Source organism: Streptomyces sp. NPDC048650 (genome assembly GCF_043199095.1).
Lineage (GTDB): Bacteria > Actinomycetota > Actinomycetes > Streptomycetales > Streptomycetaceae > Streptomyces.
In genome coordinates this window covers 174,628-200,290 of sequence record NZ_JBICVM010000007.1, presented here as the reverse complement: position 1 = coordinate 200,290, position 25,663 = coordinate 174,628, and the positions used below count along the sequence as shown (strand labels likewise).

At 67.5% G+C, this 25,663-nt stretch carries 39 protein-coding genes; 3 read left to right on the top strand and 36 right to left on the bottom strand.

Going from position 1 to position 25,663, the window contains the following annotated elements; translation table 11 throughout:
- The first annotated feature begins 150 nt into the window (after positions 1-150).
- Both coaA and ACGFML_RS21475 read left to right on the top strand, forming a co-directional pair.
- On the top strand, positions 151-1,140 hold the full coding sequence (coaA, locus tag ACGFML_RS21480) for a type I pantothenate kinase (RefSeq protein ID WP_393545909.1): 990 nt from the start codon (positions 151-153) through the stop codon (positions 1,138-1,140).
- A gap of 134 nt (positions 1,141-1,274) precedes the next feature.
- The gene (locus tag ACGFML_RS21475; protein WP_393545908.1) at positions 1,275-2,210 is read left to right on the top strand and encodes a DUF389 domain-containing protein; all 936 of its coding nucleotides are present in this window, start codon (positions 1,275-1,277) and stop codon (positions 2,208-2,210) included.
- 87 nt (positions 2,211-2,297) lie between these two features.
- Here the strand turns inward: ACGFML_RS21475 and glmM are convergent, their stop codons facing one another.
- The 4 genes from glmM to ACGFML_RS21455 all read right to left on the bottom strand — a co-directional run bounded on the left by glmM (position 2,298) and on the right by ACGFML_RS21455 (position 6,782).
- Positions 2,298-3,656, bottom strand: coding sequence for a phosphoglucosamine mutase (glmM, locus tag ACGFML_RS21470; RefSeq protein ID WP_393545906.1), 1,359 nt, complete (start codon positions 3,654-3,656; stop codon positions 2,298-2,300).
- Positions 3,657-3,815: 159 nt separating this feature from the next.
- Positions 3,816-4,331 (bottom strand): 30S ribosomal protein S9, encoded by a 516-nt coding sequence (rpsI, locus tag ACGFML_RS21465; protein WP_393545905.1) that lies wholly within the window; start codon positions 4,329-4,331, stop codon positions 3,816-3,818.
- 43 nt (positions 4,332-4,374) lie between these two features.
- Positions 4,375-4,818, bottom strand: coding sequence for a 50S ribosomal protein L13 (gene rplM / locus ACGFML_RS21460; RefSeq protein ID WP_393545903.1), 444 nt, complete (start codon positions 4,816-4,818; stop codon positions 4,375-4,377).
- Positions 4,819-5,156: 338 nt separating this feature from the next.
- Positions 5,157-6,782 carry an ABC-F family ATP-binding cassette domain-containing protein gene (locus ACGFML_RS21455; protein WP_393545902.1) on the bottom strand — a complete coding sequence of 542 codons (1,626 nt, stop codon included), beginning with the start codon at positions 6,780-6,782 and terminating at the stop codon, positions 5,157-5,159.
- A 103-nt stretch (positions 6,783-6,885) separates the two neighbouring features.
- On the opposite strand from ACGFML_RS21455, the gene ACGFML_RS21450 reads away from it, so the two are divergent.
- On the top strand, positions 6,886-7,758 hold the full coding sequence (locus ACGFML_RS21450; protein WP_393545900.1) for a hypothetical protein: 873 nt from the start codon (positions 6,886-6,888) through the stop codon (positions 7,756-7,758).
- 48 nt (positions 7,759-7,806) lie between these two features.
- Here the strand turns inward: ACGFML_RS21450 and truA are convergent, their stop codons facing one another.
- The 32 genes from truA to rpsJ all read right to left on the bottom strand — a co-directional run bounded on the left by truA (position 7,807) and on the right by rpsJ (position 25,593).
- On the bottom strand, positions 7,807-8,661 hold the full coding sequence (gene truA / locus ACGFML_RS21445) for a tRNA pseudouridine(38-40) synthase TruA (protein ID WP_393545898.1): 855 nt from the start codon (positions 8,659-8,661) through the stop codon (positions 7,807-7,809).
- An 85-nt stretch (positions 8,662-8,746) separates the two neighbouring features.
- The gene (rplQ, locus tag ACGFML_RS21440) at positions 8,747-9,223 is read right to left on the bottom strand and encodes a 50S ribosomal protein L17 (RefSeq protein ID WP_393545896.1); all 477 of its coding nucleotides are present in this window, start codon (positions 9,221-9,223) and stop codon (positions 8,747-8,749) included.
- 129 nt (positions 9,224-9,352) lie between these two features.
- Positions 9,353-10,375 (bottom strand): DNA-directed RNA polymerase subunit alpha, encoded by a 1,023-nt coding sequence (locus ACGFML_RS21435; RefSeq protein ID WP_003956430.1) that lies wholly within the window; start codon positions 10,373-10,375, stop codon positions 9,353-9,355.
- A 109-nt stretch (positions 10,376-10,484) separates the two neighbouring features.
- A complete protein-coding gene (gene rpsD / locus ACGFML_RS21430) occupies positions 10,485-11,111 on the bottom strand; it encodes a 30S ribosomal protein S4 (RefSeq protein WP_393545894.1) in 627 nt (208 codons plus the stop codon).
- Between the two features lie 26 nt (positions 11,112-11,137).
- A complete protein-coding gene (rpsK, locus tag ACGFML_RS21425; protein ID WP_004571845.1) occupies positions 11,138-11,542 on the bottom strand; it encodes a 30S ribosomal protein S11 in 405 nt (134 codons plus the stop codon).
- A 64-nt stretch (positions 11,543-11,606) separates the two neighbouring features.
- Positions 11,607-11,987, bottom strand: a complete 381-nt coding sequence (gene rpsM / locus ACGFML_RS21420; protein WP_393545892.1) for a 30S ribosomal protein S13 — start codon at positions 11,985-11,987, stop codon at positions 11,607-11,609.
- Between the two features lie 199 nt (positions 11,988-12,186).
- Positions 12,187-12,300 (bottom strand): 50S ribosomal protein L36, encoded by a 114-nt coding sequence (gene rpmJ / locus ACGFML_RS21415; RefSeq protein WP_003956441.1) that lies wholly within the window; start codon positions 12,298-12,300, stop codon positions 12,187-12,189.
- A gap of 58 nt (positions 12,301-12,358) precedes the next feature.
- Positions 12,359-12,580 (bottom strand): translation initiation factor IF-1, encoded by a 222-nt coding sequence (gene infA / locus ACGFML_RS21410; RefSeq protein WP_014047798.1) that lies wholly within the window; start codon positions 12,578-12,580, stop codon positions 12,359-12,361.
- Between the two features lie 168 nt (positions 12,581-12,748).
- The gene (gene map, locus ACGFML_RS21405; protein WP_393545890.1) at positions 12,749-13,585 is read right to left on the bottom strand and encodes a type I methionyl aminopeptidase; all 837 of its coding nucleotides are present in this window, start codon (positions 13,583-13,585) and stop codon (positions 12,749-12,751) included.
- A gap of 120 nt (positions 13,586-13,705) precedes the next feature.
- A complete protein-coding gene (locus ACGFML_RS21400; RefSeq protein ID WP_393545888.1) occupies positions 13,706-14,365 on the bottom strand; it encodes an adenylate kinase in 660 nt (219 codons plus the stop codon).
- Positions 14,365-15,678, bottom strand: coding sequence for a preprotein translocase subunit SecY (gene secY / locus ACGFML_RS21395; RefSeq protein WP_393545886.1), 1,314 nt, complete (start codon positions 15,676-15,678; stop codon positions 14,365-14,367). Before secY ends, ACGFML_RS21400 begins: the two co-directional genes overlap by 1 nt.
- A gap of 225 nt (positions 15,679-15,903) precedes the next feature.
- The gene (gene rplO, locus ACGFML_RS21390; protein ID WP_393545885.1) at positions 15,904-16,359 is read right to left on the bottom strand and encodes a 50S ribosomal protein L15; all 456 of its coding nucleotides are present in this window, start codon (positions 16,357-16,359) and stop codon (positions 15,904-15,906) included.
- Between the two features lies 1 nt (position 16,360).
- Positions 16,361-16,543 carry a 50S ribosomal protein L30 gene (gene rpmD / locus ACGFML_RS21385; RefSeq protein ID WP_393545883.1) on the bottom strand — a complete coding sequence of 61 codons (183 nt, stop codon included), beginning with the start codon at positions 16,541-16,543 and terminating at the stop codon, positions 16,361-16,363.
- Positions 16,543-17,145 carry a 30S ribosomal protein S5 gene (gene rpsE / locus ACGFML_RS21380; RefSeq protein WP_006604888.1) on the bottom strand — a complete coding sequence of 201 codons (603 nt, stop codon included), beginning with the start codon at positions 17,143-17,145 and terminating at the stop codon, positions 16,543-16,545. The genes rpmD and rpsE overlap by 1 nt, the downstream gene beginning before the upstream one ends.
- Positions 17,146-17,191: 46 nt before the next feature.
- Positions 17,192-17,575, bottom strand: coding sequence for a 50S ribosomal protein L18 (rplR, locus tag ACGFML_RS21375; protein ID WP_393545881.1), 384 nt, complete (start codon positions 17,573-17,575; stop codon positions 17,192-17,194).
- Between the two features lie 3 nt (positions 17,576-17,578).
- Positions 17,579-18,118 carry a 50S ribosomal protein L6 gene (gene rplF, locus ACGFML_RS21370; protein ID WP_393545880.1) on the bottom strand — a complete coding sequence of 180 codons (540 nt, stop codon included), beginning with the start codon at positions 18,116-18,118 and terminating at the stop codon, positions 17,579-17,581.
- A 22-nt stretch (positions 18,119-18,140) separates the two neighbouring features.
- Positions 18,141-18,539, bottom strand: a complete 399-nt coding sequence (gene rpsH, locus ACGFML_RS21365; RefSeq protein WP_393545878.1) for a 30S ribosomal protein S8 — start codon at positions 18,537-18,539, stop codon at positions 18,141-18,143.
- A gap of 236 nt (positions 18,540-18,775) precedes the next feature.
- Positions 18,776-18,961: a type Z 30S ribosomal protein S14 gene (locus tag ACGFML_RS21360; RefSeq protein WP_003956452.1), complete on the bottom strand. Its 186-nt coding sequence runs from the start codon at positions 18,959-18,961 to the stop codon at positions 18,776-18,778.
- A 5-nt stretch (positions 18,962-18,966) separates the two neighbouring features.
- Positions 18,967-19,527 (bottom strand): 50S ribosomal protein L5, encoded by a 561-nt coding sequence (gene rplE, locus ACGFML_RS21355; RefSeq protein ID WP_046927447.1) that lies wholly within the window; start codon positions 19,525-19,527, stop codon positions 18,967-18,969.
- Positions 19,527-19,850, bottom strand: a complete 324-nt coding sequence (gene rplX, locus ACGFML_RS21350) for a 50S ribosomal protein L24 (protein ID WP_393545875.1) — start codon at positions 19,848-19,850, stop codon at positions 19,527-19,529. The genes rplE and rplX overlap by 1 nt, the downstream gene beginning before the upstream one ends.
- 3 nt (positions 19,851-19,853) lie before the next feature.
- Entirely contained in the window at positions 19,854-20,222 is a 369-nt protein-coding gene (gene rplN, locus ACGFML_RS21345) for a 50S ribosomal protein L14 (protein WP_003992364.1), read from the bottom strand.
- Positions 20,223-20,325: 103 nt separating this feature from the next.
- Positions 20,326-20,607, bottom strand: coding sequence for a 30S ribosomal protein S17 (gene rpsQ / locus ACGFML_RS21340; RefSeq protein WP_006604882.1), 282 nt, complete (start codon positions 20,605-20,607; stop codon positions 20,326-20,328).
- Complete coding sequence (gene rpmC, locus ACGFML_RS21335; RefSeq protein ID WP_030074787.1) at positions 20,607-20,831, bottom strand: 50S ribosomal protein L29; 225 nt, start codon at positions 20,829-20,831, stop codon at positions 20,607-20,609. Before rpmC ends, rpsQ begins: the two co-directional genes overlap by 1 nt.
- Positions 20,831-21,250 (bottom strand): 50S ribosomal protein L16, encoded by a 420-nt coding sequence (rplP, locus tag ACGFML_RS21330; RefSeq protein WP_006604880.1) that lies wholly within the window; start codon positions 21,248-21,250, stop codon positions 20,831-20,833. Before rplP ends, rpmC begins: the two co-directional genes overlap by 1 nt.
- Positions 21,251-21,255: 5 nt before the next feature.
- The gene (gene rpsC / locus ACGFML_RS21325) at positions 21,256-22,083 is read right to left on the bottom strand and encodes a 30S ribosomal protein S3 (protein WP_033269706.1); all 828 of its coding nucleotides are present in this window, start codon (positions 22,081-22,083) and stop codon (positions 21,256-21,258) included.
- Positions 22,083-22,430 carry a 50S ribosomal protein L22 gene (gene rplV, locus ACGFML_RS21320; RefSeq protein ID WP_006604878.1) on the bottom strand — a complete coding sequence of 116 codons (348 nt, stop codon included), beginning with the start codon at positions 22,428-22,430 and terminating at the stop codon, positions 22,083-22,085. The genes rpsC and rplV overlap by 1 nt, the downstream gene beginning before the upstream one ends.
- Before the next feature lie 43 nt (positions 22,431-22,473).
- Positions 22,474-22,755 carry a 30S ribosomal protein S19 gene (gene rpsS, locus ACGFML_RS21315; RefSeq protein WP_018090899.1) on the bottom strand — a complete coding sequence of 94 codons (282 nt, stop codon included), beginning with the start codon at positions 22,753-22,755 and terminating at the stop codon, positions 22,474-22,476.
- Positions 22,756-22,767: 12 nt separating this feature from the next.
- On the bottom strand, positions 22,768-23,604 hold the full coding sequence (gene rplB / locus ACGFML_RS21310; protein WP_364880221.1) for a 50S ribosomal protein L2: 837 nt from the start codon (positions 23,602-23,604) through the stop codon (positions 22,768-22,770).
- Between the two features lie 39 nt (positions 23,605-23,643).
- Complete coding sequence (gene rplW, locus ACGFML_RS21305) at positions 23,644-23,967, bottom strand: 50S ribosomal protein L23 (RefSeq protein ID WP_393545872.1); 324 nt, start codon at positions 23,965-23,967, stop codon at positions 23,644-23,646.
- Positions 23,967-24,617, bottom strand: a complete 651-nt coding sequence (gene rplD, locus ACGFML_RS21300; RefSeq protein WP_393545870.1) for a 50S ribosomal protein L4 — start codon at positions 24,615-24,617, stop codon at positions 23,967-23,969. Before rplD ends, rplW begins: the two co-directional genes overlap by 1 nt.
- 8 nt (positions 24,618-24,625) lie before the next feature.
- Positions 24,626-25,270, bottom strand: coding sequence for a 50S ribosomal protein L3 (rplC, locus tag ACGFML_RS21295; RefSeq protein WP_030986140.1), 645 nt, complete (start codon positions 25,268-25,270; stop codon positions 24,626-24,628).
- Positions 25,271-25,284: 14 nt separating this feature from the next.
- Positions 25,285-25,593, bottom strand: coding sequence for a 30S ribosomal protein S10 (gene rpsJ, locus ACGFML_RS21290; RefSeq protein WP_159481494.1), 309 nt, complete (start codon positions 25,591-25,593; stop codon positions 25,285-25,287).
- Between the last annotated feature and the right edge of the window lie 70 nt (positions 25,594-25,663).

The following is a 25,663-nucleotide window of genomic DNA, read 5'->3' as shown; positions in this document are numbered from 1 at the left end:
CGGCGACCGTACCGGGCAATATCCGTCGGGTACAGACGCTCGGGGCAACCTCCGGACGAACCGTCACCAATCCGCCACGCCGTCCCGCCGCGACACCCCCACCCGGCCCCCCGGGCGGAACCGCCGGGCGCGGCTGCGCACAATGGGCGCGTGCCCCTCTCGACGGATCCGCAGCAACGACGCCGCGCCGACAGCTCCCCGTACGTCGATCTGACGCGCGCTCAGTGGAGTGCCCTGCGGGAGAAAACCCCGCTGCCGCTGACGGCCGACGAGCTCGAGCGGCTGCGCGGCCTGGGCGATGTCATCGACCTCGACGAGGTGCGGGACGTCTACCTGCCGCTGTCCCGGCTGCTCAATCTCTACGTCGGCGCCACCAGCAATCTGCGGGGGGCGCTGAACACCTTTCTGGGCGATGCCGGCGACGGGCAGGGCGCCCAGCCCGGCACCCCGTTCGTCATAGGAGTCGCGGGCAGCGTCGCGGTCGGCAAGTCCACCACGGCGCGGCTGCTGCAGGCACTGCTGGCCCGCTGGCCGGAGCATCCGCGGGTGGAGCTGATCACCACCGACGGCTTCCTCTTCCCCAACGCGGAGCTGCACCGGCGCGGGCTGATGTCCCGCAAGGGGTTCCCCGAGTCGTACGACCGCCGGGCGCTGACCCGGTTCGTCGCGGACGTGAAGTCGGGCAAGGCCGAGGTCAGCGCGCCCGTCTACTCGCATCTGATCTACGACATCGTGCCCGGCGAGCGGCTGACCGTGCACCGCCCGGACATCCTCATCGTCGAGGGCCTCAACGTCCTCCAGCCCGCCCTGCCGGGCAAGGACGGCCGCACCCGCCTCGGTCTCGCCGACTTCTTCGACTTCTCCGTCTACGTGGACGCGCGGACGGAGGACATCGAGAAGTGGTATCTGGGCCGGTTCCGCAAGCTGCGCGAGACGGCGTTCCAGAACCCGTTCTCGTACTTCCGCAAGTACACCCAGGTCTCCGAGGACGAGGCGTTGGACTACGCCCGCATGATGTGGCGCACCATCAACAAGCCCAACCTCCAGCAGAACGTCGCCCCGACCCGCGGCCGCGCCAGTCTGGTGCTGCGCAAGGGCCCCGACCACAAGGTGCAGCGGCTGTCGCTGCGCAAGCTCTAGGAACCAAGTACCAAGTACCAAGAACCAAGAACCACGAAGCACGAAGCACGAAGCACGAAGCACGAAGCAGTAACCAGGAACCAGGAACCAGGAACCAAGGGCCAGGAACCAAACAAACAGGAGGGCGGGAACCGGTGCTGCATCTGCGGCTGATGGTCCCGGCGGACCGTACGGACGAGGTCTCCCGGCTGCTGGAGTCGACCGTCGGGACCACCCATCTCGCGGTCTTCTCCGGTGCCGCCCGCGACCCGCAGGGCGATGTGGTGCAGTGCGACGTCGCCCGGGAGGCCGCGGACGGGCTGCTGGCCGCACTGCGCGGCATGGGCCTGGACAAGGGCGGCTCGATCGCGGTCGAGAACATCGATCTGTCGCTGTCGGTACGGGCCGACCGGGCCGAGGACGCGGCCCCCGGAGAAGGCGCCGACGCCGTCCTGTGGGAGTCCCTGACCGACGCCACCCACGAGGAGTCCACGCTCTCGGTCACCTATCTCGCGTTCCTGACCCTCGCAACGATGATCGCGGCCTGCGGCGTGGTCCTGGACAACGCCGTCCTGATCGTGGGCGCGATGGCGGTGGGGCCGGAGTTCGGTCCGCTGGCCGGCCTCTGTACCGCGCTCGTCCGGCGCACCCCACGCCTGGCCTGGCGTTCCACGGTGGCGCTGGTCGTCGGCTTCGCGGTGGCGACGGCGCTGACGGTCGGCTTCAGCGTGCTCATGGACGCGGTCGGTCTCTTCCACCTCTACGCCCTGCAGGCCGACCGCCCCAACACCCACTTCATCTACCGGCCGGACTGGTTCTCGTTCGTCGTCGCGGTCCTGGCCGGCATCGCCGGGGTACTCTCGCTGACCTCCGCGAAATCGGGCGCGCTGGTCGGCGTGGCGATCTCCGTGACCACGGTCCCGGCCGCCGCCAATGCCGCGGTCGCGCTCAGCTACGCGGAATACGGCCAGGCCTGGCACTCCCTGGAGCAGCTGCTGCTGAACCTCGCCGGCATCGTGCTCGCGGGCACGCTCACGCTGACGGCACAGAAGTCCCTGTGGGCCCGGCAGGCGCCACGGCACCGCCCTTGAGAGCCTTTCGAGAAATCACGCCGGTCGAACACGTACGGGCGGGCGCACGGCCGTAGCCGTGTGCCCGCCCGGTGGTTTCCCGGCCGGTCAGCCCAGCGCGGACTTGACCACGTCCGCGAGCCGCTCGGCGACGGCGCGCGCCTGCTCGATGTCCGCGGCCTCGACCATCACGCGGACGAGCGGCTCGGTGCCCGAGGGCCGTAGCAGCACCCGGCCGGTGGCTCCCAGATCGCGCTCCGCCTCGGTGACCGCGGCGGTCAGCTCGGCCGAGGTGGCGACGCGGGACCGGTCGACGTCCGGGACGTTGATGAGGATCTGCGGCAGCCGCTCCATGACGCCGGCCAGGTCGGCGAGCGGCCGGCCGGTGGCGGCTACCCGCGCCGCCAGCATCAGGCCGGTCAGCGTGCCGTCCCCCGTCGTCGCGTGGTCCAGCACAATGACATGCCCGGACTGCTCGCCGCCCAGGGCGAAGCCGTGCGCCTTCATCTCCTCCAGGACGTACCGGTCGCCGACCGCGGTCCGGACGAACTCGATGCCCTCGCGCTCCATGGCCAGCTTGAAGCCCAGGTTGGACATGACGGTGGCGACGACGGTGTTCTTGCGCAGGCTCCCCGCGTCCCGCATGCCGAGCGCGAGGACGGCCAGGATCTGGTCGCCGTCGATCTCGTTGCCGTCCCGGTCCACGGCCAGGCAGCGGTCCGCGTCACCGTCGTGTGCGACGCCCAGATCGGCGCCGTGCTCGACGACGGCCTCCCGCAGCAGCGACAGATGTGTGGAGCCGCAGCCGTCGTTGATGTTCAGGCCGTCGGGGTCGGTGCCGATGGTGATCACATCGGCCCCGGCCCGCGCGAACGCCTCGGGCGAGACCCGCGCCGCCGCGCCGTGCGCGCCGTCGATGACGACCTTCAGCCCGTCCAGGCGGTTGGGCAGGACGCCGACGAGATGCGCGACGTAGTTGTCGAAGCCCTCGTCGTAGACGGTGACCCGGCCCACGCCGTCGCCGGTCGGCCGCTCCCACGGTTCGCCGGTGCGGTGCGCACGGTAGGTCCGCTCGATGCGGTCCTCCAGCTCGTCGGCGAGCTTGTGGCCACCGCGGGCGAAGAACTTGATGCCGTTGTCGGGCATCGGGTTGTGGCTGGCGGAGAGCATCACGCCGAGGTCCGCGCCGAGCGCGCCGGTCAGATACGCCACCGCCGGGGTCGGCAGCACACCCACCCGCAGGACGTCCACACCGGCACTCGCCAGCCCGGCGACGACCGCGGCTTCCAGGAACTCCCCGGACGCACGTGGATCGCGCCCGACGACCGCCACCGGCCGGTGCCCCTCGAATGTGCCGGCTTCCGCGAGCACATGCGCCGCAGCGACCGACAGCCCGAGCGCGAGCTCCGCCGTCAGGTCAGCATTGGCGACGCCGCGCACACCGTCCGTGCCGAAGAGTCGTCCCACTGGTGTCCTCCGAGTTTCTGAGCTTGGACCAGAGCTTTAAGTCCAGGTATACGCCTCTGGCCTCCGGTAAACGCGTCCGGTCCCGGATAGCCGAACGCCCCGGCTGCACGGAAAGTGCCACCGGGGCGTTCGCCAGGGCTGCTGATGCAGCGAGCGCGATTAGCGCTTGCTGTACTGCGGCGCCTTACGGGCCTTCTTGAGACCGGCCTTCTTGCGCTCGACCGCACGGTCGTCACGCTTGAGGAATCCGGCCTTCTTCAGCGGGGCGCGGTTGTTGTCCACGTCCGCCTCGTTCAGCGCACGGGCGACGCCCAGACGCAGCGCACCGGCCTGGCCGGAGATGCCGCCGCCGGCGATGCGGGCGACCACGTCGTAGCGGTTGTCGAGCTCGAGCACCTTGAAGGGCTCGTTGACTTCCTGCTGGTGCACCTTGTTGGGGAAGTAGCCCTCAAGGGTGCGACCGTTGATCTTCCACTGACCGGTGCCCGGGACGATCCGGACGCGGGCGATGGCGTTCTTGCGACGGCCCAGGCCGGCAGCCGGCTGCGGGTCGCCGAAGCGGGAGGCGAGGGACTCGGAGGTGTACTCCGACTCCACGACCTCGGTCTCGGTGGTGTATTCCTCGACGGCCGTCTCGTCTTCGATGACGGGGGTCTCGGGAGTGGTCTCGGCCACGATGCTCCTCAGATTCTGTTCGTCTTAGGGGGTGTGGCCGGACTTACTGCGCGACCTGGGTGATCTCGAACGGGACCGGCTGCTGCGCAGCGTGCGGGTGCTCGGCACCCGCGTAGACCTTCAGCTTCGAGAGCATCTGACGGCCCAGGGTGTTCTTGGGGAGCATGCCCTTGATGGCCTTCTCGACGGCCTTCTCGGGGTTCTTGTCCAGCAGCTCGTCGTAGCGGACCGAGCGCAGACCGCCCGGGAAACCCGAGTGGCGGTAGGCCAGCTTCTGGGTCCGCTTGTTGCCGGACAGGTGCACCTTGTCGGCGTTGACGATGATGACGAAGTCACCGGTGTCAACGTGAGGCGCGTAGACCGGCTTGTGCTTGCCCCGCAGGAGGGACGCGGCCTGAGAGGCCAGACGGCCCAGGACAACGTCCTGCGCGTCAATGATGTGCCACTGGCGCTGAACATCGCCGGGCTTGGGGCTGTACGTACGCACGTCTTAGCCTTCGCTTCGTGAGTGATGGGTCCTGTACTGGTCACCAAGTCTGATCACGCAGCAGGGCGGCACTACGGGTGACGCAACCCGATCGTCCGCCGCTGGTCATCGGTCCGGTGGACCGGCGTAAGGGCCCCTCACGTGAGATAGAGCAAGCCAATACGCATAACGAACTGGCAGAATACCGGCCCGGCACCGGCGGGGTCAAAACGCCCCCCGAACCGGCGTGCGACTCGGGCCCGACCTCCGCTCCCTCGTCCCCGTCCCGCCCGCGCCGCGTCCCACCCGTTCCGGGTCCCGCCCGCGCCGCCGCACGGCGGCGCCCACCCGCGCCGGCCCTACCGCTCGCGGGCCACCCGCCGCTCGTCCCACACCGGCTCCGCGGTCTCCCGCACCACCCCGTCCGACCCGAAGACCAGGAAGCGGTCGAAGGACTTCGCGAACCACCGGTCGTGCGTCACCGCCACCACCGTCCCGTCGTACGCCTCCAGCCCCTCCTGCAGCGCCTCCGCCGACTCCAGGTCCAGGTTGTCGGTCGGCTCGTCCAGGAGCAGCGCCGTCGTGCCGGCCAGCCCCAGCAGCAGGATCTGGAAGCGGGCCTGCTGCCCGCCCGACAGCCGCTCGAAGCGCTGCTCTGCCTGCTTCTCCAGCTCGTAGCGGCGCAGCGCGGACATCGCCTGGCCCTTGTCCTTGGCGTGCTCGGTCCACAGGATGTCGAGCAGCGGGCGGCCCAGCAGCTCGGGGTGGGCGTGCGTCTGCGCGAAATGACCGGGGACGACGCGGGCGCCCAGCTTCCACCCGCCGGTGTGCGCCACGGTCTCCCCGGCGAGCAGCCGCAGGAAGTGGGACTTGCCGGAGCCGTTCGACCCCAGGACGGCCACCCGCTCGCCGTAGAAGATCTCCAGGGAGAAAGGCTGCATCAGCCCGGTCAGCTCCAGGTCCTCGCAGGTGATCGCCCGGACGCCGGTCCGCCCGCCGCGCAGCCGCATCGTGATCTCCTGCTCGCGCGGCGGCTCCGGCGGCGGCCCGGCCTCCTCGAACTTCCGCAGCCGGGTCTGCGCGGCGGAGTACCGCGAAGCCATCTCGTGGCTGACCGACGCGGCCTGCCGCAGCGAGACCACCAGCTTCTTGAGCTGGGCGTGCTTCTCGTCCCAGCGCCGCCGCAGCTCCTCGAAGCGGGCGAAGCGCTCCCTGCGGGCGGCGTGGTACGTGCCGAAGCCACCGCCGTGCACCCACACGTCCGAGCCGGCCGGCCCCGGCTCGACGCTGATGATCTTCTCCGCGGCCGACGCCAGCAGCTCCCGGTCGTGCGAGACGAACAGCACCGTCTTCCGGGTCTCGCGCAGCTGCTCCTCCAGCCAGCGCTTGCCCGGCACGTCGAGATAGTTGTCCGGCTCGTCCAGCAGCAGCACCTCGTCGCCGCCGCGCAGCAGCGACTCCAGTACCAGCCGCTTCTGCTCACCTCCGGACAGCGTGCGCACCTGCCGCCACTGCGCCTTCTCGTACGGCATCCCCAGCGCCGCCGTCGTGCAGATGTCCCAGGCGGTCTCGGCCTCGTAGCCGCGCGCCTCCGCCCAGTCGCTGAGGGCCTGCGCGTAGGTCATCTGCGCGGCCTCGTCGTCGTCATCGGCGTTCATGATCGCGAGCTCGGCGGTGTCCACCGCCGCCGCCGCCTCCCGGATCCGCGGCTGGGCCACGGAGACCAGCAGGTCGCGGACCGTGCGGTCGTCCCGGACGGACCCCACGAACTGCGGCATCACCCCCAGCCCGCCGCTGACCGTCACCGCCCCGCCGTGCGGCTGCAGCTCCCCCGCGATCAGCCGCAGCAGTGTCGTCTTCCCGGCGCCGTTGGCTCCCACCAGCGCGACCGAGGCGCCCTCCCCCACCCGGAAGGAGACGTCCCCCAGCAGGGCCCTCCCGTCCGGCAGGTAGTACTCCAGGTGCCCGGCTTCCAGATGTCCCATGGGCTGGATTGTCACGGCCCGCCGCGTATTCCACCAATCGGTTGACGAAAGAGCCGCCGGAGCGCCGCTTTCCCGTGTCCTGCGGGTCGTTAGGATGCGCGGCATGAGCTTTGGGCAAGGAGGGCCGTTCGACGGCCCCGGGGGATCCGGTACGCCGGACTGGGACGCGCTCGCCAACGAGAGCGAGGTGGCCTCCCGACGCAAGAAGTGGGTGCTGATCGGCGGCGGCGCCCTCGCCGCGCTGGCGGTGGCCGGCATCGTCACCCTCGCCGTCGTCAACAGCGGCGGCGGCTCACCGGGCGGCGATCCGACCGCCGGGCCGACGGCCTCCGGCCAGGTCACCGAGCCGGACGACAAGCCGTCCTTCCCCGACGTCTCGGTACCGCCGCCGCCGAACCCGCGGGACTACATCTCCGACCCCAGGAAGGACACGGCGCCGATCACCCCCGCCACGCTCTTCCCGGACAAGAGCATGGTCATCGGCGAGCACACCTATCCGCGGACGAAGACCGCCGCGACCAACGACTGCACCGCGGCCAGCCAGGGCGCGCTCGGCTCCCTGCTGGCGCACAACGGCTGCGCCAAGCTGCTGCGCGCCACCTACTCCAAGGGCGGCGTCTCGACCACGGTCGGTGTCGCGGTCTTCGCCTCCCCCGCCAAGGCCACCAGGGTCATGAACCGGCTCGACGGCGGCAACATCACCCCGCTCGCCGGCGGCGGCGTCCCCGCCAGCTTCTGCCAGGGCACCCGGTGCCGTACGACGATCAACGCCACCGGCCGCTACGCGTACTTCACGATCTCGGGCTACAACAACGGCAAGGCCACCGACGCCTCCGAGACCAAGGCCCAGCAGATCGGCCGGGACGGCGCCTCGTACGCCTTCACCCGGATCACCCAGCGCGGCAAGGACCAGGCCGCGAAGGCCGGCGCCGAACAGGCCAAGGAAGCCCGCCGCAAGGCGCAGCAGCAGTCCTGACGTCCGGTGGTGGCGCCACCCCGCCCGGGGGCGCCACCACCGGTCCCGTCAGCAGCAGCCGCCTCCGGGCAGCGACCGCTTGTTCCGCGCCTCCTTGTTACGCGCCATGAGCAGCTCGTCGGCCGGGTAGCCGACCTCCTCCAGCGTCAGCCCGTGCGGCCGCACCACGTGCACCGCGGAGTCCCGCACCCCCGCCGCCAGCACCTTCCCGGGCCACTCCACCGGCCGGTGCCCGTCACCGACGAAGAGCATCGCGCCCACCAGCGACCGCACCATGTTGTGGCAGAAGGCGTCGGCGCGCACCGTGGCGGTGATGATCCCGTCCGCCCCGCGCACCCAGCTCAGCTCCTGCAGGGTGCGGATCGTCGTCGCGCCCTCGCGCCGCTTGCAGTACGCCGCGAAGTCGTGCTCCCCCAGCAGCGGCTGCGACGCCGCGTTCATCGCCTCGACGTCCAACTCCCAGTCGTGCCACAGCACATGGCTGCGCAGCAGCGGGTCGACTCCGCCGTGGTGATCGGTCACCCGGTACGCGTAGCGCCGCCAGATCGCCGAGAACCGCGCGTTGAACCCGTACGGCGCCGCCGCCAGCCGCCACACCCGCACATCCTTCGGCAAGCGCCCGGCAAGCCGCCGCAGCAGTCTGTCCCGGTGCTCGGCCCACACCTCCGCGGGCAGATCCACATGCGTCACCTGCCCCCGCGCATGCACCCCGGCATCGGTGCGCCCGGCGACGGTGAGCTCGTACGACCGCTCCGAGCGCGTCACCGTCCGCAGCGCATCCTCGATCTCCGCCTGCACGGTCCGCCGGCCACCGGCCTGCTTGGCCCACCCGGAGAACTCCTTGCCGTCGTACGACAGGTCCATCCGCACCCGGACGAAACCGGGCTCCACTTCATCGCTCACACCGGCAATCCTCCCTCACCCCGCGGCAACGCGAAGCGGGCCCGCCCCCCTGAGGGAACGGACCCGCTCACAGCCGGGCAGAGCCTCAGGCGTCCTTGGACTCCTCGGCCGGGGCCTCGGTGGTCTCGGCAGCCTTCGCCTCGGCGTCCTTGGCGGCACGCTTCGTCGCCGCCTCGGCCTCACCGGTGGCCTGCTGGGCCACGGTCAGCGCCTCCACCAGCTCGATGACGGCCATGGGAGCGTTGTCGCCACGACGGTTACCGATCTTGGTGATGCGGGTGTAGCCACCCGGGCGGTTCTCGAACCGCGGGGCGACCTCGGTGAAGAGCGTGTGGACGACGCTCTTGTCCGAGATCAGCTGCATGACCTGACGGCGGTTGTGAAGGTCGCCCTTCTTCGCCTTGGTCACCAGACGCTCGGCGTACGGACGCAGACGACGGGCCTTGGCCTCGGTCGTCGTGATGCGGCCGTGCTCGAAGAGCGCGGTGGCCAGGTTACGCAGCATGAGGCGCTCGTGCGCCGCGCTGCCGCCCAGACGGGCACCCTTGGCGGGCTTCGGCATGGTGTTTCTCCTTCATTGCTGCACCGGCCGTATCAGGTACCGGTGTCAGTTCCCGCGAGGCGGCCGCCCCGCGGAAGATTCACATGGCAAGGGCCCGGGAATCGCTCCCCGGACCCCGGCCGGACGAACTCAGTACTGCTCGGTCTCCACGAACCCGGCGTCCGCGTCGTCGTCGGCGCCGAAGGCGTCGGCGGCGGCGGTCGGGTCGAATCCGGGCGGGCTGTCCTTGAGGGCCAGGCCCATGCCGGCCAGCTTCGCCTTGACCTCGTCGATCGACTTCGCACCGAAGTTGCGGATGTCGAGCAGGTCGGCCTCGGAGCGCGCCACGAGCTCACCCACGGAGTGGATGCCCTCACGCTTGAGGCAGTTGTACGAGCGGACCGTGAGCTCCAGCTCCTCGATCGGCAGCGCCAGGTCGGCGGCGAGGGCGGCGTCCGTGGGGGACGGGCCCATGTCGATGCCCTCGGCGTCGATGTTGAGCTCACGCGCCAGACCGAACAGCTCGACCAGGGTCTTACCGGCCGACGCCATGGCGTCGCGGGGACGCATGGCCTGCTTGGTCTCGACGTCGACGATCAGCTTGTCGAAGTCGGTGCGCTGCTCGACACGGGTCGCCTCGACCTTGTAGGTGACCTTGAGCACGGGGCTGTAGATGGAGTCGACCGGGATCCGGCCGATCTCCTGGCCCACCTGCTTGTTCTGGACGGCGGAGACGTAGCCGCGACCGCGCTCGACGGTCAGCTCCATCTCCAGCTTGCCCTTGCCGTTCAGCGTGGCGAGGACCAGGTCCGGGTTGTGCACCTCGACACCGGCCGGGGGCGCGATGTCAGCAGCGGTGACCAGGCCGGGACCCTGCTTGCGCAGGTACATCACGACCGGCTCGTCGTGCTCCGAGGAGACGACCAGCTGCTTGATGTTGAGGATGAGGTCGGTGACGTCCTCCTTGACGCCCGGCACGGTGGTGAACTCGTGCAGGACACCGTCGATGCGGATGGACGTGACCGCCGCACCCGGGATCGAGGAGAGGAGCGTACGACGCAGGGAGTTGCCGAGGGTGTAGCCGAAGCCCGGCTCCAGCGGCTCGATCACGAACCGGGAGCGGTACTCGTCGACGACCTCTTCGGTCAGAGACGGACGCTGAGCAATCAGCATGGTGTTTCATCCTTCAGTCGTGGACGCCCGCTATTTGACGTCCGCTGTACTTCAAAGGGTACGGGCGGTACGGCGCCATTGGCTCCGTACCGCCCAGACCATTCAGCTCTTACTTGGAGTAGAGCTCAACGATCAGCTGCTCCTGCACCTGGGTGTCGATCACCGGGCGCTCGGGCATGCTGTGCACGAGGACACGGAGCTGCGAGGGGATCGCTTCCAGCCAGGCCGGAACGGTCCGGTCGCCGGCCTCGGCCTGCGCCACCTGGAAGGGGGTCAGGTTCCGAGAGCCCTCGCGGACCTCGATGATGTCGTTGGCGGACACACGAGCCGACGGGATGTCGGTCTTGCGGCCGTTCACGTTGATGTGTCCGTGACGGACCAGCTGACGGGCGTGGTCGCGGGACTTGGCGAAGCCGGCCCGGTAGACCACGTTGTCGAGGCGGGTCTCAAGGATGCGCAGAAGGTTCTCACCGGTCTTGCCGGTCTTCTGGTTCGCTTCCTTGTAGTAGTTCACGAACTGCTTCTCAAGGACACCGTAGATACGGCTGCACTTCTGCTTCTCACGAAGCTGCAGCAGGTACTCGCTGTCCTTGGTGCGCCCGCGACCGTGCTCACCCGGGGGGTAAGGACGGATCTCGATCGGGCACTTTGCGCTCTCGCACTTGCTGCCCTTGAGGAACAGCTTCTGCTTCTCCCGACGGCAACGCTTGCAGTCGGCCCCGGTGTAACGCGCCATATTGTCTTGTCTCCTACTTCAGCTGGTCAGACGCGGCGGCGCTTGGGCGGGCGGCATCCGTTGTGCGGGGTGGGGGTGACGTCCTGGATCGAACCCACCTCGAGGCCGGTGGCCTGGAGGGAGCGGATCGCGGTCTCACGGCCGGAGCCGGGACCCTTGACGAAGACGTCGACCTTGCGCATCCCGTGCTCCTGCGCGCGGCGGGCGGCCGACTCGGCTGCCATCTGCGCGGCGAAGGGGGTGGACTTGCGCGAGCCCTTGAAGCCGACGTGGCCGGCAGAGGCCCAAGAGATCACGTTGCCCGTGGGGTCGGTGATCGAAACGATCGTGTTGTTGAACGTGCTCTTGATGTGAGCGTGCCCGTGGGCGACGTTCTTCTTCTCCTTGCGGCGCACCTTCTTGGCGCCGGCCGTACGGCCCTTCGGAGGCATTCATTACTCCCGTGGAGGTGGTCGGTCCTACAGCGAAGACCGCTGATAAGCGTCCTGCTGAGGACTACTTCTTGCCCGGCTTCTTCTTGCCGGCGATCGCGCGACGCGGACCCTTGCGGGTACGGGCGTTCGTGCTGGTGCGCTGTCCGTGCACCGGCAGGCCGCGGCGGTGACGCAGACCCTGGTAGCAGCCGATCTCGACCTTGCGGCGGATGTCGGCCTGAATCTCGCGACGGAGGTCACCCTCTGTGCGGAGGTTGTTGTCCACGTACTCGCGGATCTTGACCAGGTCTTCCTCGGCCAGGTCGCGAACACGGGTGTCCGGGTTCACGCCGGTGGCGGCGAGGGTCTGCTGCGACAGCGTGCGCCCGATACCGAAGACGTAGGTGAGGGCGACCTCGACGCGCTTTTCGCGCGGGAGATCAACGCCTGCGAGGCGTGCCATTGATGTGGCTCCTGATGGCTATTCGGAGGTCTTCCACAGCACCGTTCCCGTAAGACTCTTGAGCATTACGAGCCGGGTCCCCGGCCTCCGAGCCGGGGGTGTCGTCCCCACGCAGGTGATGCGGGGGTCGGGTGTCTGCGTATGTACGAATTACGTGCGTCGCGCGAAGTACTGCGAAATGCAGGTCGGTCGGCGTGCGTCAGCCCTGGCGCTGCTTGTGGCGCAGGTTGTCGCAGATGACCATGACCCGGCCGTGGCGGCGGATCACCTTGCACTTGTCGCAGATCTTCTTGACGCTCGGCTTGACCTTCATGGGGTGAGGTTCTCCGGGTCAGTGCCGTTACCCCACAGCAGCGGGGCGCCGACAAGATCTACTTGTAGCGGTAGACGATCCGGCCACGCGTCAGGTCGTACGGAGAAAGCTCCACCACGACCCGGTCATCCGGGAGGATACGGATGTAGTGCATCCGCATCTTGCCGCTGATGTGCGCGAGGACCTTGTGACCGTTCTGGAGCTCTACACGGAACATTGCGTTCGGCAGAGACTCGATCACGGTGCCCTCGATCTCGATGGCACCTTGCTTCTTGGCCACGCTTCGCCTTTCGAATCGGCTACCTTGATCGACACTCGGCATCAGAGTCGCAACCCATCTCTGGGCACACGGATGCACGAGAGCCGACGCGTCAGTCTACGCCAGTGCCTGTGAAAAGACGAATCCAGGATTATTGCCCACCAGCGAAGATTCTTACTCCACAAGGCATCAGGCCAGGGGGTCCGGCGCCACCGTGATCCCCAGCTCCGCCAGCTTCGCCTTGCCACCGTCCACCGCGGTCAGCACCAGCGGGCCGTCCTCCGTCAGGGCGACCGAGTGCTCCCAGTGCGAGGACCAGCTGCCGTCGTTCGTCTTGACCGTCCAGTCGTCGTCCAGGACGTGCGTCTTGGCCGTACCGAGATTGATCATCGGCTCGATCGCGATGCAGAACCCGGGCACCAGCTTGGGGCCGCGGCCGCGCTTGCGGTCGACGTAGTTCAGCAGATGCGGGTCCATGTGCATCTGCGAGCCGATGCCGTGGCCGCCGTAGTCCTCGACGATGCCGTACTTACCGCTCGACGGGCGGGGCTGGCGCCGGATGTAGCCCTCGATGGCCTTGGAGATGTCGACCAGCCGGTTGCCCTTGGCGACGGCCGCGACACCCGCCCACATCGACTCCTCGGTGACCCGGCTGAGCTCGACCAGCTCCGCGGAGTGACCGGACCCGACGAAAGCGGTGTACGCCGCGTCCCCGTGCCAGCCGTCGACGATGGCGCCGCAGTCGATGGAGATGATGTCCCCGTCCTCGAGGACCGTCTCGGTGTCGGGGATGCCGTGCACCACGACGTCGTTCTTCGAGGTGCAGATCGTCGCCGGGAACCCGCCGTAACCGAGGAAGTTCGACTTCGCGCCGTGCTCGGCCAGCACCTTGCGCGCCGCGTCGTCCAGATCCTTGGTCGAGGCGCCGGGCACCGCGGCCTTCCGGGTCGCCGCGTGGATGGCGGCGACCACCAGCCCCGCCTCGCGCATCTTCGCGATCTGGTCGGGGGTCTTGATCTCCACCATTACGGCTGATGCCTTCCTGAACCGACTGCAACGCTTGTCCGGCGGCCGTCACGACCGCCCCATACACGATACGGCCGCGGCGCCCTTCCGGGCACCGCGGCCGTATCCGTACGGTCCTGCCTACTGCTGCTCGCCGGCCTGCAGCGCGGCCATCGCCCGCTGCGTCACCTCGGAGACCTTGCCGAGCGCCGGGATCGTCACGACCAGATCCTGGGCCTTGTAGTAGTCGATGATCGGCTCGGTCTCGGTGTGGTAGACCTCCAGCCGCTTGCGGACGGTCTCCTCGCGGTCGTCGTCGCGCTGGTACAGCTCGCCGCCGCAGGCGTCGCAGACGCCCTCGGTCTTCGGCTTGTTGTACTCCGCGTGGAAGACGTGGCTGCTGTCCTTGCGACAGATCCGCCGACCCGCGATCCGCTTGACGACCTCGTCCTCGGGGACCTCGAGGTCCAGGACGGCGTCCAGCTTGAGGTTCTTGGCCTTGAGGTAGTCGTCCAGCGCCTGGGCCTGGCCGAGGTTCCGCGGGAAGCCGTCGAGCAGGAAGCCGTCGACGGCGTCCTCCTGCTGCATACGGTCCTCGGCCATACCGATGGTCACCGAGTCCGGCACGAGGTTCCCCGCGTCCATGTAGGACTTCGCCTCGACGCCCAATGGCGTGCCCTGGCTGATGTTCGCGCGGAACAGGTCCCCCGTGGAAATGTGCGGGATCGCGAGGTTCTTGGCGAGGTACGCGGCCTGCGTACCCTTACCGGCCCCCGGAGGTCCGACGAGGACGATTCGCATCAGCGGAGGAACCCTTCGTAGTTGCGCTGCTGAAGCTGACTCTCGATCTGCTTCACGGTCTCCAGACCCACACCCACGATGATCAGGATGCTCGTCCCGCCGAACGGGAAGTTCTGGTTCGCGTTGAACAGCACCAACGCCACTGTTGGCACGAGTGCGATCAGCCCCAGGTACAGCGAGCCCGGCCACGTGATCCGGTTGAGCACGTAGCTGAGGTACTCGGCCGTCGGGCGACCAGCCCGGATGCCCGGGATGAAGCCACCATACTTCTTCATGTTGTCGGCAACTTCTTCGGGGTTGAAGCTGATGGCCACGTAGAAGAAGGCGAAGAAGACGATCAACAGGAAGTACGTAACGATGTAAACCGGGTGATTTCCCTTGGTGAAGTTGGTGGCGACCCACTGCGCCCAGCCCGCCTTCGACCCGCTGAACTGTGCGACGAGAGCCGGAATGTAGAGCAGCGATGACGCGAAGATGACGGGAATCACACCCGCCTGATTCACCTTGAGCGGGATGTAGGTGGACGTACCGCCATAGGACCGGCGGCCGATCATCCGCTTCGCGTACTGCACCGGAATGCGCCGCTGCGCCTGCTCGACGAAGACCACCAGGGCCACCATCGCCAGGCCCACGACGATCACACCGAAGAACTCGATCCAGCCGTCGGCGAGCTTGCCGGTGAGCTTGATCTGCCACAGCGCGCCCGGGAAGCCGGCGGCGATCGAGATGAACATCAGGATCGACATGCCGTTGCCGATGCCGCGGTCGGTGACGAGCTCACCGAGCCACATGATCAGGCCCGTACCGGCCGTCATCGTGATGACCATCGTGATGGTGGTGAAGACGGAGTCGCTGGGCACGATCTCGCTGGCGACCGGGCAGTTCTGGAAGAGCGCGCCGCTGCGGGCCGTGGCCACCAGGCCGGTGCCCTGCATGATGGCGAGCGCCACGGTCAGATAGCGGGTGTACTGGGTGATCTTCGCCTGGCCGGTCTGCCCCTCTTTCTTGAGGGCTTCCAGCCGCGGGATCACCACGGTCAGCAGCTGGAGGATGATGCTCGCCGTGATGTACGGCATGATCCCCAGCGCGAAGATCGTGATCTGCAGTAGCGCACCACCGCTGAACATGTTCACCAGGGCGAACAACCCGCTGTTGCCGCCGGCCTGCTTCATGCAGGTCTCGACGTTCGCGTAGTTCACCCCTGGGACCGGGACGTGCGCCCCGATCCGATAGAGCACCACGATGCCCAGCGTGAACAGCAGCTTCTTGCGCAGGTCGGGCGTCTTGAACGCTCGGGCGAACGCGGTGAGCACGGTGCCTCCTGCGCCTCCCGCCTCGAGTGCGAGAGGTGACGGTCTTGAGGATCGACGAATACTTGGCGGCCAAACCGCACCGGCAGAGCCCGTGCGGCGGGGGTCCGGGGCAGAACCCCGGAAAACAACAGTGCCTGCCACCTTACCGGCGACCGTACCCCCGTGGAACGACCAACCGGGGATGCCCCAATCAATGGGCATCCCCGGTCAGTTGAACCGACGAACTCAGAGGAGTTCGTTGACGGTGCCGCCGGCAGCGGCGATCTTCTCCTTGGCGGAGCCGGAAACGGCGTCAACCGAAACCTGCAGCGCCACGGAGACCTCGCCGGCGCCGAGCACCTTGACGAGCTCGTTCTTGCGCACCGCGCCCTTGGCGACCAGGTCGGCCACCGTAACCTCGCCACCCTGCGGGTAGAGCGCGGTCAGCTTGTCCAGGTTCACGACCTGGAACTGCTTGTGGGCGGGGTTCTTGAAGCCCTTCAGCTTCGGGAGGCGCATGTGGAGGGGCATCTGCCCGCCCTCGAAGCGCTCCGGAACCTGGTAACGGGCCTTCGTGCCCTTGGTACCACGACCAGCGGTCTTACCCTTGGACGCCTCACCACGACCCACACGGGTCTTGGCGGTCTTGGCGCCCGGGGCGGGCCGGAGGTTGTGGACCTTCAGCGGGTTGTTCTCCGCCATGTCAGTCGACCTCCTCAACCGTCACGAGGTGGCGGACGGTCTGCACCATGCCGCGGAACTCGGGGCGGTCCTCCTTGACAACCGAGTCGTTCAGGCGCTTGAGCCCGAGCGACCGCAGGGTGTCGCGGTGGTTCTGCTTGCTACCGATGAAGGACTTCGTCTGCGTGATCTTGAGGTGCGCCATTACGCGGTCACCCCGGCACGCGCCCGCAGCAGAGCTGCGGGGGCAACGTCCTCCAGCGGCAGGCCACGGCGGGCCGCGATCTCCTCGGGGCGCTGGAGGCCCTGAAGCGCGGTCACCGTGGCGTGCACGATGTTGATCGGGTTCGACGAACCGAGCGACTTGCTCAGGACGTCGTGGATGCCCGCGCACTCCAGAACGGCGCGCACGGGACCACCGGCGATCACACCGGTACCGGGGGAAGCCGGCTTGAGCAGGACGACGCCCGCAGCCTTCTCGCCCTGGATGGGGTGCGGGATGGTGCCCTGGATACGGGGGACCTTGAAGAAGTTCTTCTTGGCCTCTTCCACGCCCTTGGCGATGGCAGCCGGAACTTCCTTGGCCTTGCCGTAACCGACACCTACGGTGCCGTCACCGTCGCCCACCACGACCAGCGCGGTGAAGCTGAAACGGCGACCACCCTTGACAACCTTGGCGACGCGGTTGATCGCAACTACGCGCTCAACGTACGCGGTCTTCTCGGCGGCAGCGCCACCGTCGCGACCCTTCCGGTCCCGCCGCTCGCCGCCACCGGCACCGCTCCCGCGGCGCTGGGGTCCAGCCATTGGATTTACCTCTCTCTGTTACGTCCGCTAGCTCCGGAACCGGGGCTTAGAACTTCAGCCCGGCTTCGCGGGCGGCGTCGGCCAGAGCGGCAATCCGCCCGGCGTACTGCTTGCCACCACGGTCGAACACGACAGCCTCAACGCCGGCGGCCTTGGCGCGCTCTGCAACCAGGGCGCCAACCTTCTTGGCCTGAGCGCTCTTGTCGCCTTCACCGCTTCGGATCGACGCGTCGAGGGTCGACGCGGAGGCCAGCGTGTGGCCCGCGATGTCGTCGATGACCTGCGCGGTGATGCCACGGTTGGACCGCGTCACCACCAGACGCGGACGCGCCGGCGTACCCGAAATCCGCTTACGGATGCGGATGTGGCGACGCTTAGCGGCAGCGCGCTTGTAGGCGTTGCCCTTAGCGATCTTCACACCGTATGCCATGGCTTACTTACCAGCCTTTCCGACCTTGCGGCGGATGACCTCGCCGGCGTACTTGACGCCCTTGGCCTTGTACGGGTCAGGCTTGCGCAGCTTGCGGATGTTCGCCGCAACCTCGCCGACCTTCTGCTTGTCGATGCCCTCGACGCTCAGCTTGGTCGGGGACTCCACCTTGAAGGAGATGCCCTCGGGAGCCTCGATCAGGATGGGGTGGCTGTAGCCCAGCGCGAACTCCAGGTTGGAGCCCTTCGCCTGGACGCGGTAGCCGACACCGCTGATCTCGAGCGCCTTGCTGTAGCCCTGGGTCACGCCGGTGATCATGTTCGCCACCAGCGTGCGGGACAGGCCGTGCAGGGCCTTGTTCTGACGCTCGTCGTTCGGGCGGGTGACGGCGATGATGCCGTCCTCACCCTTGGCGACCTCGATGGGCGCGGCGACGGTGTGCGAAAGGGAGCCCTTGGGACCCTTCACCGAAACCGTGCGGCCTTCGATGGTGACGTCCACACCAGCGGGAACCTGGATGGGCAGCTTGCCAATACGCGACATTAGCTATTCCTCCGTTCCCTGGTTACCAGACGTAGGCGAGGACTTCCCCACCCACGCCCTTCTTGCTGGCCTGCTGGCCGGTCAGGAGACCGTGGGACGTGGAGATGATCGCCACGCCCAGGCCGCCGAGGACCTTCGGCAGGTTGGTGGACTTTGCGTAGACCCGCAGGCCCGGCTTCGAGATCCGCTTGATGCCGGCGATCGAGCGCTCGCGGTTCGGGCCGAACTTCAGCTCGAGGGTGAGGTTCTTGCCGACCTCAGCGTCCTCGACGCTCCAGCCGGTGATGTAACCCTCCTGCTGGAGGATCTCCGCGATGTGCGACTTGATCTTGCTGTGCGGCATCTCGACGGTGTCGTGGTACGCCGAGTTCGCGTTCCGCAGACGGGTCAACATGTCTGCGATGGGATCAGTCATGGTCATGAATTGGCCTTCGGCCTCTCTCGCCGGGGTTTCCTATGTGCGCCATCCCTCTCCCCGAGCAGAGTCGGGACGGGTGCGGCGCGGGGACCTACGGCGTAGTAAGCGACGTTATGCGGGCTCGGCCCGCGGTCGGTCTCGGGCGGCGGGGCGCCCAAACCCTTCCACTGTACGGGAAGGGGCGGGCGCCCGCCGACCGGATGCTTACCGAGAGCTTCCGGGAAATCCCAACTAGGGGATTACCAGGAGCTCTTGGTCACGCCCGGCAGCTCGCCACGGTGAGCCATCTCACGAAGGCACACGCGGCACAGGCCGAACTTGCGGTAAACGGAGTGCGGGCGGCCGCAGCGCTGGCAGCGCGTGTACGCACGCACACCGAACTTCGGCTTGCGAGCAGCCTTGGCAATCAGAGCCTTCTTCGCCATCTCGCTCACGCCTCCTTGAACGGGAAGCCGAGGTGACGAAGGAGGGCCCGGCCCTCGTCGTCGTTGGTCGCCGTGGTGACCACGGTGATGTCCATACCCCGGGTACGGTCGATCTTGTCCTGGTCGATCTCGTGGAACATGACCTGCTCCGTGAGACCGAAGGTGTAGTTGCCCCGGCCGTCGAACTGCTTCGGGGACAGACCACGGAAGTCGCGGATGCGCGGCAGCGCGAGCGACAGCAGACGGTCCAGGAACTCCCACATGCGGTCACCGCGGAGGGTGACGTGGGCGCCGATCGGCTGACCCTCACGCAGCTTGAACTGCGCGATGGACTTCCGGGCCTTGGTGACGGCCGGCTTCTGGCCGGTGATCGTGGTGAGGTCCTTGATGGCACCCTCGATCAACTTCGAGTCGCGGGCGGCGTCGCCCACACCCATGTTGACCACGATCTTGGTCAGACCGGGGATCTGCATGACGTTCTCGTAGGAGAACTCGTCCTTCAGCTTCCCGGCGATCTCTTCGCGGTAGCGCAGCTTCAGACGCGGCGCGTTGGTGGTGGCAGTCATCAGATGTCCTCACCGGTCCGCTTGGCAACGCGGATCTTGTTGCCTTCGTCGTCGAAGCGGTACCCGACGCGGGTGACAACCTTGTTGCCGTCCTGCTCCACGACCAGCTGAACGTTGCTGATGTGGACAGGGGCCTCGGTCGTCACGATGCCGCCGGTCTTCGAACCACGAGCCGTCTGACCGGCCTTGGTGTGCTTCTTGACCCGGTTGACACCCTCGACCAGGACGCGGTCCTCGCGGGGGAAGGCCTGAATGACCTTGCCCTGCTTGCCCTTGTCCTTACCGGTGATGACCTGGACCAGGTCGCCCTTCTTGATCTTCATCGGTTACAGCACCTCCGGCGCGAGCGAGATGATCTTCATGAACTTCTTCTCGCGCAGCTCACGGCCCACGGGGCCGAAGATACGGGTGCCGCGGGGGTCGCCATCGTTCTTGAGGATGACGGCCGCGTTCTCGTCGAAGCGGATGTACGAGCCGTCCGGACGGCGGCGCTCCTTGACGGTGCGAACGATGACCGCCTTGATGACGTCACCCTTCTTCACGTTGCCACCGGGGATCGCGTCCTTGACGGTGGCGACGATGACGTCACCGATGCCCGCGTAGCGGCGACCCGAGCCACCGAGAACACGGATGCAAAGGATTTCCTTCGCACCAGTGTTGTCGGCGACGCGCAGTCGCGACTCCTGCTGGATCACGTCTATCTCCTGAATGTCTGCCGGTTCCCGGCGAGAAGCGCGAGTGTGTCGCGCTTCTCGCCGAGCCTGGCGGAACTGTTCCTAGGGGGTCCCCCAGGAGGGATTACTTGGCCTTCTCGAGGATCTCGACGATGCGCCAGCGCTTGGTGGCGGACAGCGGCCGGGTCTCCATCAGGAGGACGCGGTCGCCGACACCGGCAGCGTTCTGCTCGTCGTGCGCCTTGAGCTTGTTGGTACGGCGGATGACCTTGCCGTACAGCGCGTGCTTGACGCGGTCCTCGACAGCGACGACGACGGTCTTGTCCATCTTGTCGCTGACGACGAGACCCTCACGGGTCTTGCGGAAACCGCGCTCGTTCGTCTCAGTCACATTCTTCTCGCTCATCAGGCGCTCTCCACCGTCTCGATGCCCAGCTCGCGCTCACGCATCAGGGTGTAGATCCGGGCGATGTCCTTACGGACGGACTTGAGCCGACCGTGGTTCTCGAGCTGTCCGGTCGCCGCCTGGAAGCGGAGGTTGAACAGCTCCTCCTTGGCCTCACGAAGCTTGCCGACGAGGTCCTCGTCATTCAGCTCGCGCAGCTCGGTCGCCTTGATACCGGCCGCCATCACGACTCACCTGCCTCGCGCCGCACAATGCGGCACTTCATCGGAAGCTTGTGGGCGGCGCGGGTCAGCGCCTCCTTGGCAACCTTTTCGTTCGGGAAGGACAGCTCGAACATCACCCGACCGGGCTTGACGTTCGCGACCCACCACTCCGGAGAACCCTTACCGGAACCCATGCGGGTTTCGGCCGGCTTCTTCGTGAGCGGGCGGTCCGGGTAAATGTTGATCCAGACCTTGCCGCCACGCTTGATGTGACGGGTCATGGCGATACGAGCGGACTCGATCTGCCGGTTCGTCACGTAAGCCGGGGTGACGGCCTGAATGCCGTACTCACCGAAGGCCAGCTCGGTGCCACCCTTGGCCATACCGCTGCGCTTCGGGTGGTGCTGCTTGCGGTGCTTGACCCTGCGAGGGATCAGCATGTCGGTCAGGCCTCCGTTCCGGGGGTCTCCGCCGGAGCAGCGGCAGCGGCCTCGGCCTTGGGGGCCTCGGCAGCGGCGCTCTGCTGCTGCGGCTTGCGGCCACCACGGCCGCCACGCTCGCCACCACGACGCGGCCGGTCGTTGCCGCCACCACGGGCCGGGCGGTTGCCCGCACGGGCGGCAGCGTTCTCGGCACGCACCTCGGCGATGTTCTTGACGTCGCCCTTGTAGATCCAGACCTTCACGCCGATACGGCCGAAGGTGGTCTTGGCCTCGAAGAAGCCGTAGTCGACGTTCGCACGGAGCGTGTGCAGGGGCACACGGCCCTCGCGGTAGAACTCCGAGCGGGACATCTCGGCGCCGCCGAGACGGCCACCGCACTGGATCTTGATGCCCTTGGCGCCGGCCTTCATCGTCGACTGCATGCTCTTACGCATGGCGCGACGGAAGGAGACGCGGGAGGACAGCTGCTCGGCGACGGCCTGGGCCACCAGCTGAGCGTCGGTCTCGGGGTTCTTGACCTCGAGGATGTTCAGCTGGACCTGCTTGCCGGTCAGCTTCTCCAGCTCGCCGCGGATGCGGTCGGCCTCGGCGCCGCGGCGGCCGATGACGATGCCCGGACGAGCGGTGTGGATGTCAACGCGGACGCGCTCACGGGTGCGCTCGATCTCCACCTTGGAGATACCGGCGCGCTCCATGCCCTTCGTCATCATGCGACGAATGGCGACGTCTTCCTTGACGTAGTCCTTGTACAGCTTGTCGGCGTACCAGCGCGACTTGAAGTCGGTGGTGATGCCGAGCCGGAACCCGTGCGGGTTAACCTTCTGGCCCATTACCGGGTTCCTTCCTTGCTGCTGACGACCACGGTGATGTGGCTGGTCCGCTTGCGGATCCGGTAGGCGCGACCCTGTGCACGCGGACGGAACCGCTTCAGGGTCGGGCCCTCGTCGACGTACGCCTCGGAAATGACGAGGCTGCCGGCGTCGGTGTGGTCGTAGTTGTGCGCAGCGTTGGCAATGGCGCTGTCCAGCACCTTGCCAACGGGCACGCTCGCGGCCTGCGGGGCAAAACGCAGGACCGCCTGAGCCTCCGTGGCATCCATGCCACGGATAAGGTCCACCACGCGGCGGGCCTTCATGGGCGTGACGCGGATGTACCGCGCCTGGGCCCTGGCTTCCATGGTTGTCCCTTCGGTGTCAGTCATAGTCTTCGCACTCCGCCGATCAACGACGCCGCGACTTGCGGTCGTCCTTCTCGTGGCCGCGGAAGGTGCGGGTCGGCGCAAACTCGCCGAGCTTGTGGCCGACCATCGACTCGGTGACGAACACCGGGACGTGCTTGCGGCCGTCGTGCACCGCGATCGTGTGGCCGAGCATGGCCGGGACGATCATGGAGCGGCGGGACCAGGTCTTGATGACGTTCTTGGTGCCAGCATCGTTCTGTACGTCCACCTTCTTGGAAAGGTGGTCGTCGACGAAGGGCCCCTTCTTGAGACTGCGCGGCATCTAAACCCGCTCCTAGCGCTTCTTGTTCGTCTTGCGGCGGCGGACGATGTACTTGTTGCTCGCCTTCTTCGGCGAACGAGTACGACCCTCCTTCTGACCCCACGGCGAGACCGGGTGGCGACCACCGGAGGTCTTGCCCTCACCACCACCGTGCGGGTGGTCGACGGGGTTCATCACGACACCACGCACGGTCGGGCGGACGCCCTTCCAGCGCATGCGGCCGGCCTTGCCCCAGTTGATGTTCGACTGCTCGGCGTTGCCGACCTCGCCGACAGTGGCGCGGCAGCGGACGTCGACCAGGCGGATCTCACCGGACGGCATACGAAGGTGGGCCATGCGGCCCTCCTTCGCCAGCAGCTGTACGGAGGCACCGGCCGAGCGGGCGAACTTCGCACCGCCGCCCGGACGCAGCTCGATCGCGTGGATCGTCGTACCCACGGGGATGTGACGCAGCGGCAGGTTGTTGCCCGGCTTGATGTCGGCGCCAGGGCCGTTCTCAATCCGAGCACCCTGGGCCATGCCACGGGGCGCGATGATGTAGCGCTTCTCGCCGTCTGCGTAGTGCAGCAGCGCGATGCGCGCGGTGCGGTTCGGGTCGTACTCGATGTGCGCGACCTTGGCCGGCACGCCGTCCTTGTCGTGACGACGGAAGTCGATCACTCGGTAGGCGCGCTTGTGGCCACCGCCCTGGTGGCGAACGGTCACACGACCGGCGTTGTTACGGCCGCCCTTGCTGTGCAGCGGGCGGACCAGCGACTTCTCCGGCGTGGACCGCGTGATCTCGACAAAGTCGGCGACGCTGGAGCCACGACGGCCCGGGGTCGTCGGCTTGTACTTGCGGATACCCATTTCTCAGTCCTCGTCCGATTCCGGACGACTCGACCTCCGTCAGGAGGTCGGGCCGCCGAAGATGTCGATACGGTCGCCCTCGGCGAGGGTCACGATGGCGCGCTTGGTGTTCGCGCGCTTTCCGAAACCGGTCTTGGTGCGCTTGCGCTTACCCTGACGGTTGATCGTGTTGACCCCGGTGACCTTGACCGAGAAGACCGCCTCGACGGCCTGCTTGATCTGGGTCTTGTTCGCGCCGGGCGCGACGATGAACGTGTACTTGTTCTCGTCCAGCAGCGCGTAGCTCTTCTCGGAAACCACCGGCTTGACCAGAAGGTCGCGCGGGTCCGTGAAGGTCTTGCTGGTGACGACGGCCTCAGTCATCAGGCCTCGCTCCCTTCGGTCTCAGCGGCCTTGGGGCCAGACACGAAGGACTCGAAGGCGGCCTTGGTGAAGACCACGTCGTCCGAAACGAGCACGTCGTACGTGTTCAGCTGGCCCGGCTCCAGGAGGTGAACCTGGGGCAGGTTGCGGGCGGACAGCCACGCGGCCTCGTCGCTGCGCTCGGCGACCAGGAGCACGTTCTTGCGCTCGCTGACCTTGCCGAGGAGAGTCTTGGCGGCCTTGGTGGAGATGTCGCCCTCGACCACGCCGGCAACGACGTGGATACGGCTGTTGCGGGCCCGGTCGGTGAGGGCACCGCGCAGGGCGGCAACCTTCATCTTCTTCGGGGTCCGCTGGCTGTAGTCACGCGGCACGGGGCCGTGGACGACGCCACCGCCGGCGAACTGCGGCGCGCGGGTCGAACCCTGACGCGCACGGCCGGTGCCCTTCTGGCGGTACGGCTTCTTGCCACCGCCGCGGACCTCGCCACGAGTCTTGGTCTTGTGCGTGCCCTGACGGGCAGCGGCCAGCTGTGCGACAACGACCTGGTGGATCAGCGGAATGCTGACCTTGGCGTCGAAGATCTCCGTGGGGAGCTCGACGGTACCGGCCTTGTCGCCTGCCGGCGAAAGGATGTCAATGGTGCTCATCGGTTACCTCAGGCCCCCTTGGCCGCGGTACGGACCAGGACGAGGCCGCCGTTCGGACCAGGAACTGCGCCCTTGATGAGCAGCAGGCCCTTCTCCGCGTCAACGGCATGGACGGTCAGGTTCTGGGTGGTGACCCGCTCATTGCCCATACGGCCGGCCATCCGCATGCCCTTGAACACGCGGCCCGGGGTGGCGCAGCCACCGATGGAGCCAGGCTTACGGTGCACACGGTGGGCACCGTGGGACGCCTTGCCGCCATGGAAGCCGTGACGCTTCATGACGCCGGCGAAGCCCTTGCCCTTGCTCTTGCCGGTCACATCCACCTTGACGCCGGACTCGAAGGTCTCAGCGGTCACTTCCTGGCCGAGGGTGTACTCACCGGCATCGGTGGTACGAACCTCGACGAGGTGGCGACGGGGGGTGACGTCGGCCTTCGCGAAGTGGCCCTTGAGGGGCTTGTTCACCTTGCGCGGGTCGATCTCGCCGAAGGCGATCTGGACGGAGTCGTAGCCGTCCTGGTCATTGGTGCGCACCTGGGTAACGACACAGGGGCCGGCCTTCACCACGGTCACCGGGACGACACGGTTGTTCTCGTCCCAGACCTGGGTCATGCCGAGCTTCTCGCCCAGGATGCCCTTGATCTGCTTTGCCATCTCTTCCGCGCCTCTCAGAGCTTGATCTCGATGTCAACGCCGGCCGGAAGGTCCAGGCGCATCAGCGAGTCAACGGTCTTGGGCGTCGGGTCGAGGATGTCGATCAGGCGCTTGTGCGTGCGCATCTCGAAGTGCTCGCGCGCGTCCTTGTACTTGTGCGGCGACTTGATGACGCAGTACACGTTCTTCTCAGTGGGCAGCGGCACCGGGCCCGCGACCGACGCACCAGTACGTGTCACCGTCTCGACGATCTTCTTCGCCGACGTGTCGATGACCTCGTGGTCGTAGGCCTTGAGCCGGATGCGGATCTTCTGTCCCGCCATGGCTACTTCGTAGTCCTGTCTCTCGTAACGCTCTGGGACCCGGTAGGTTCGCGTCCTTCCCCGACCCACG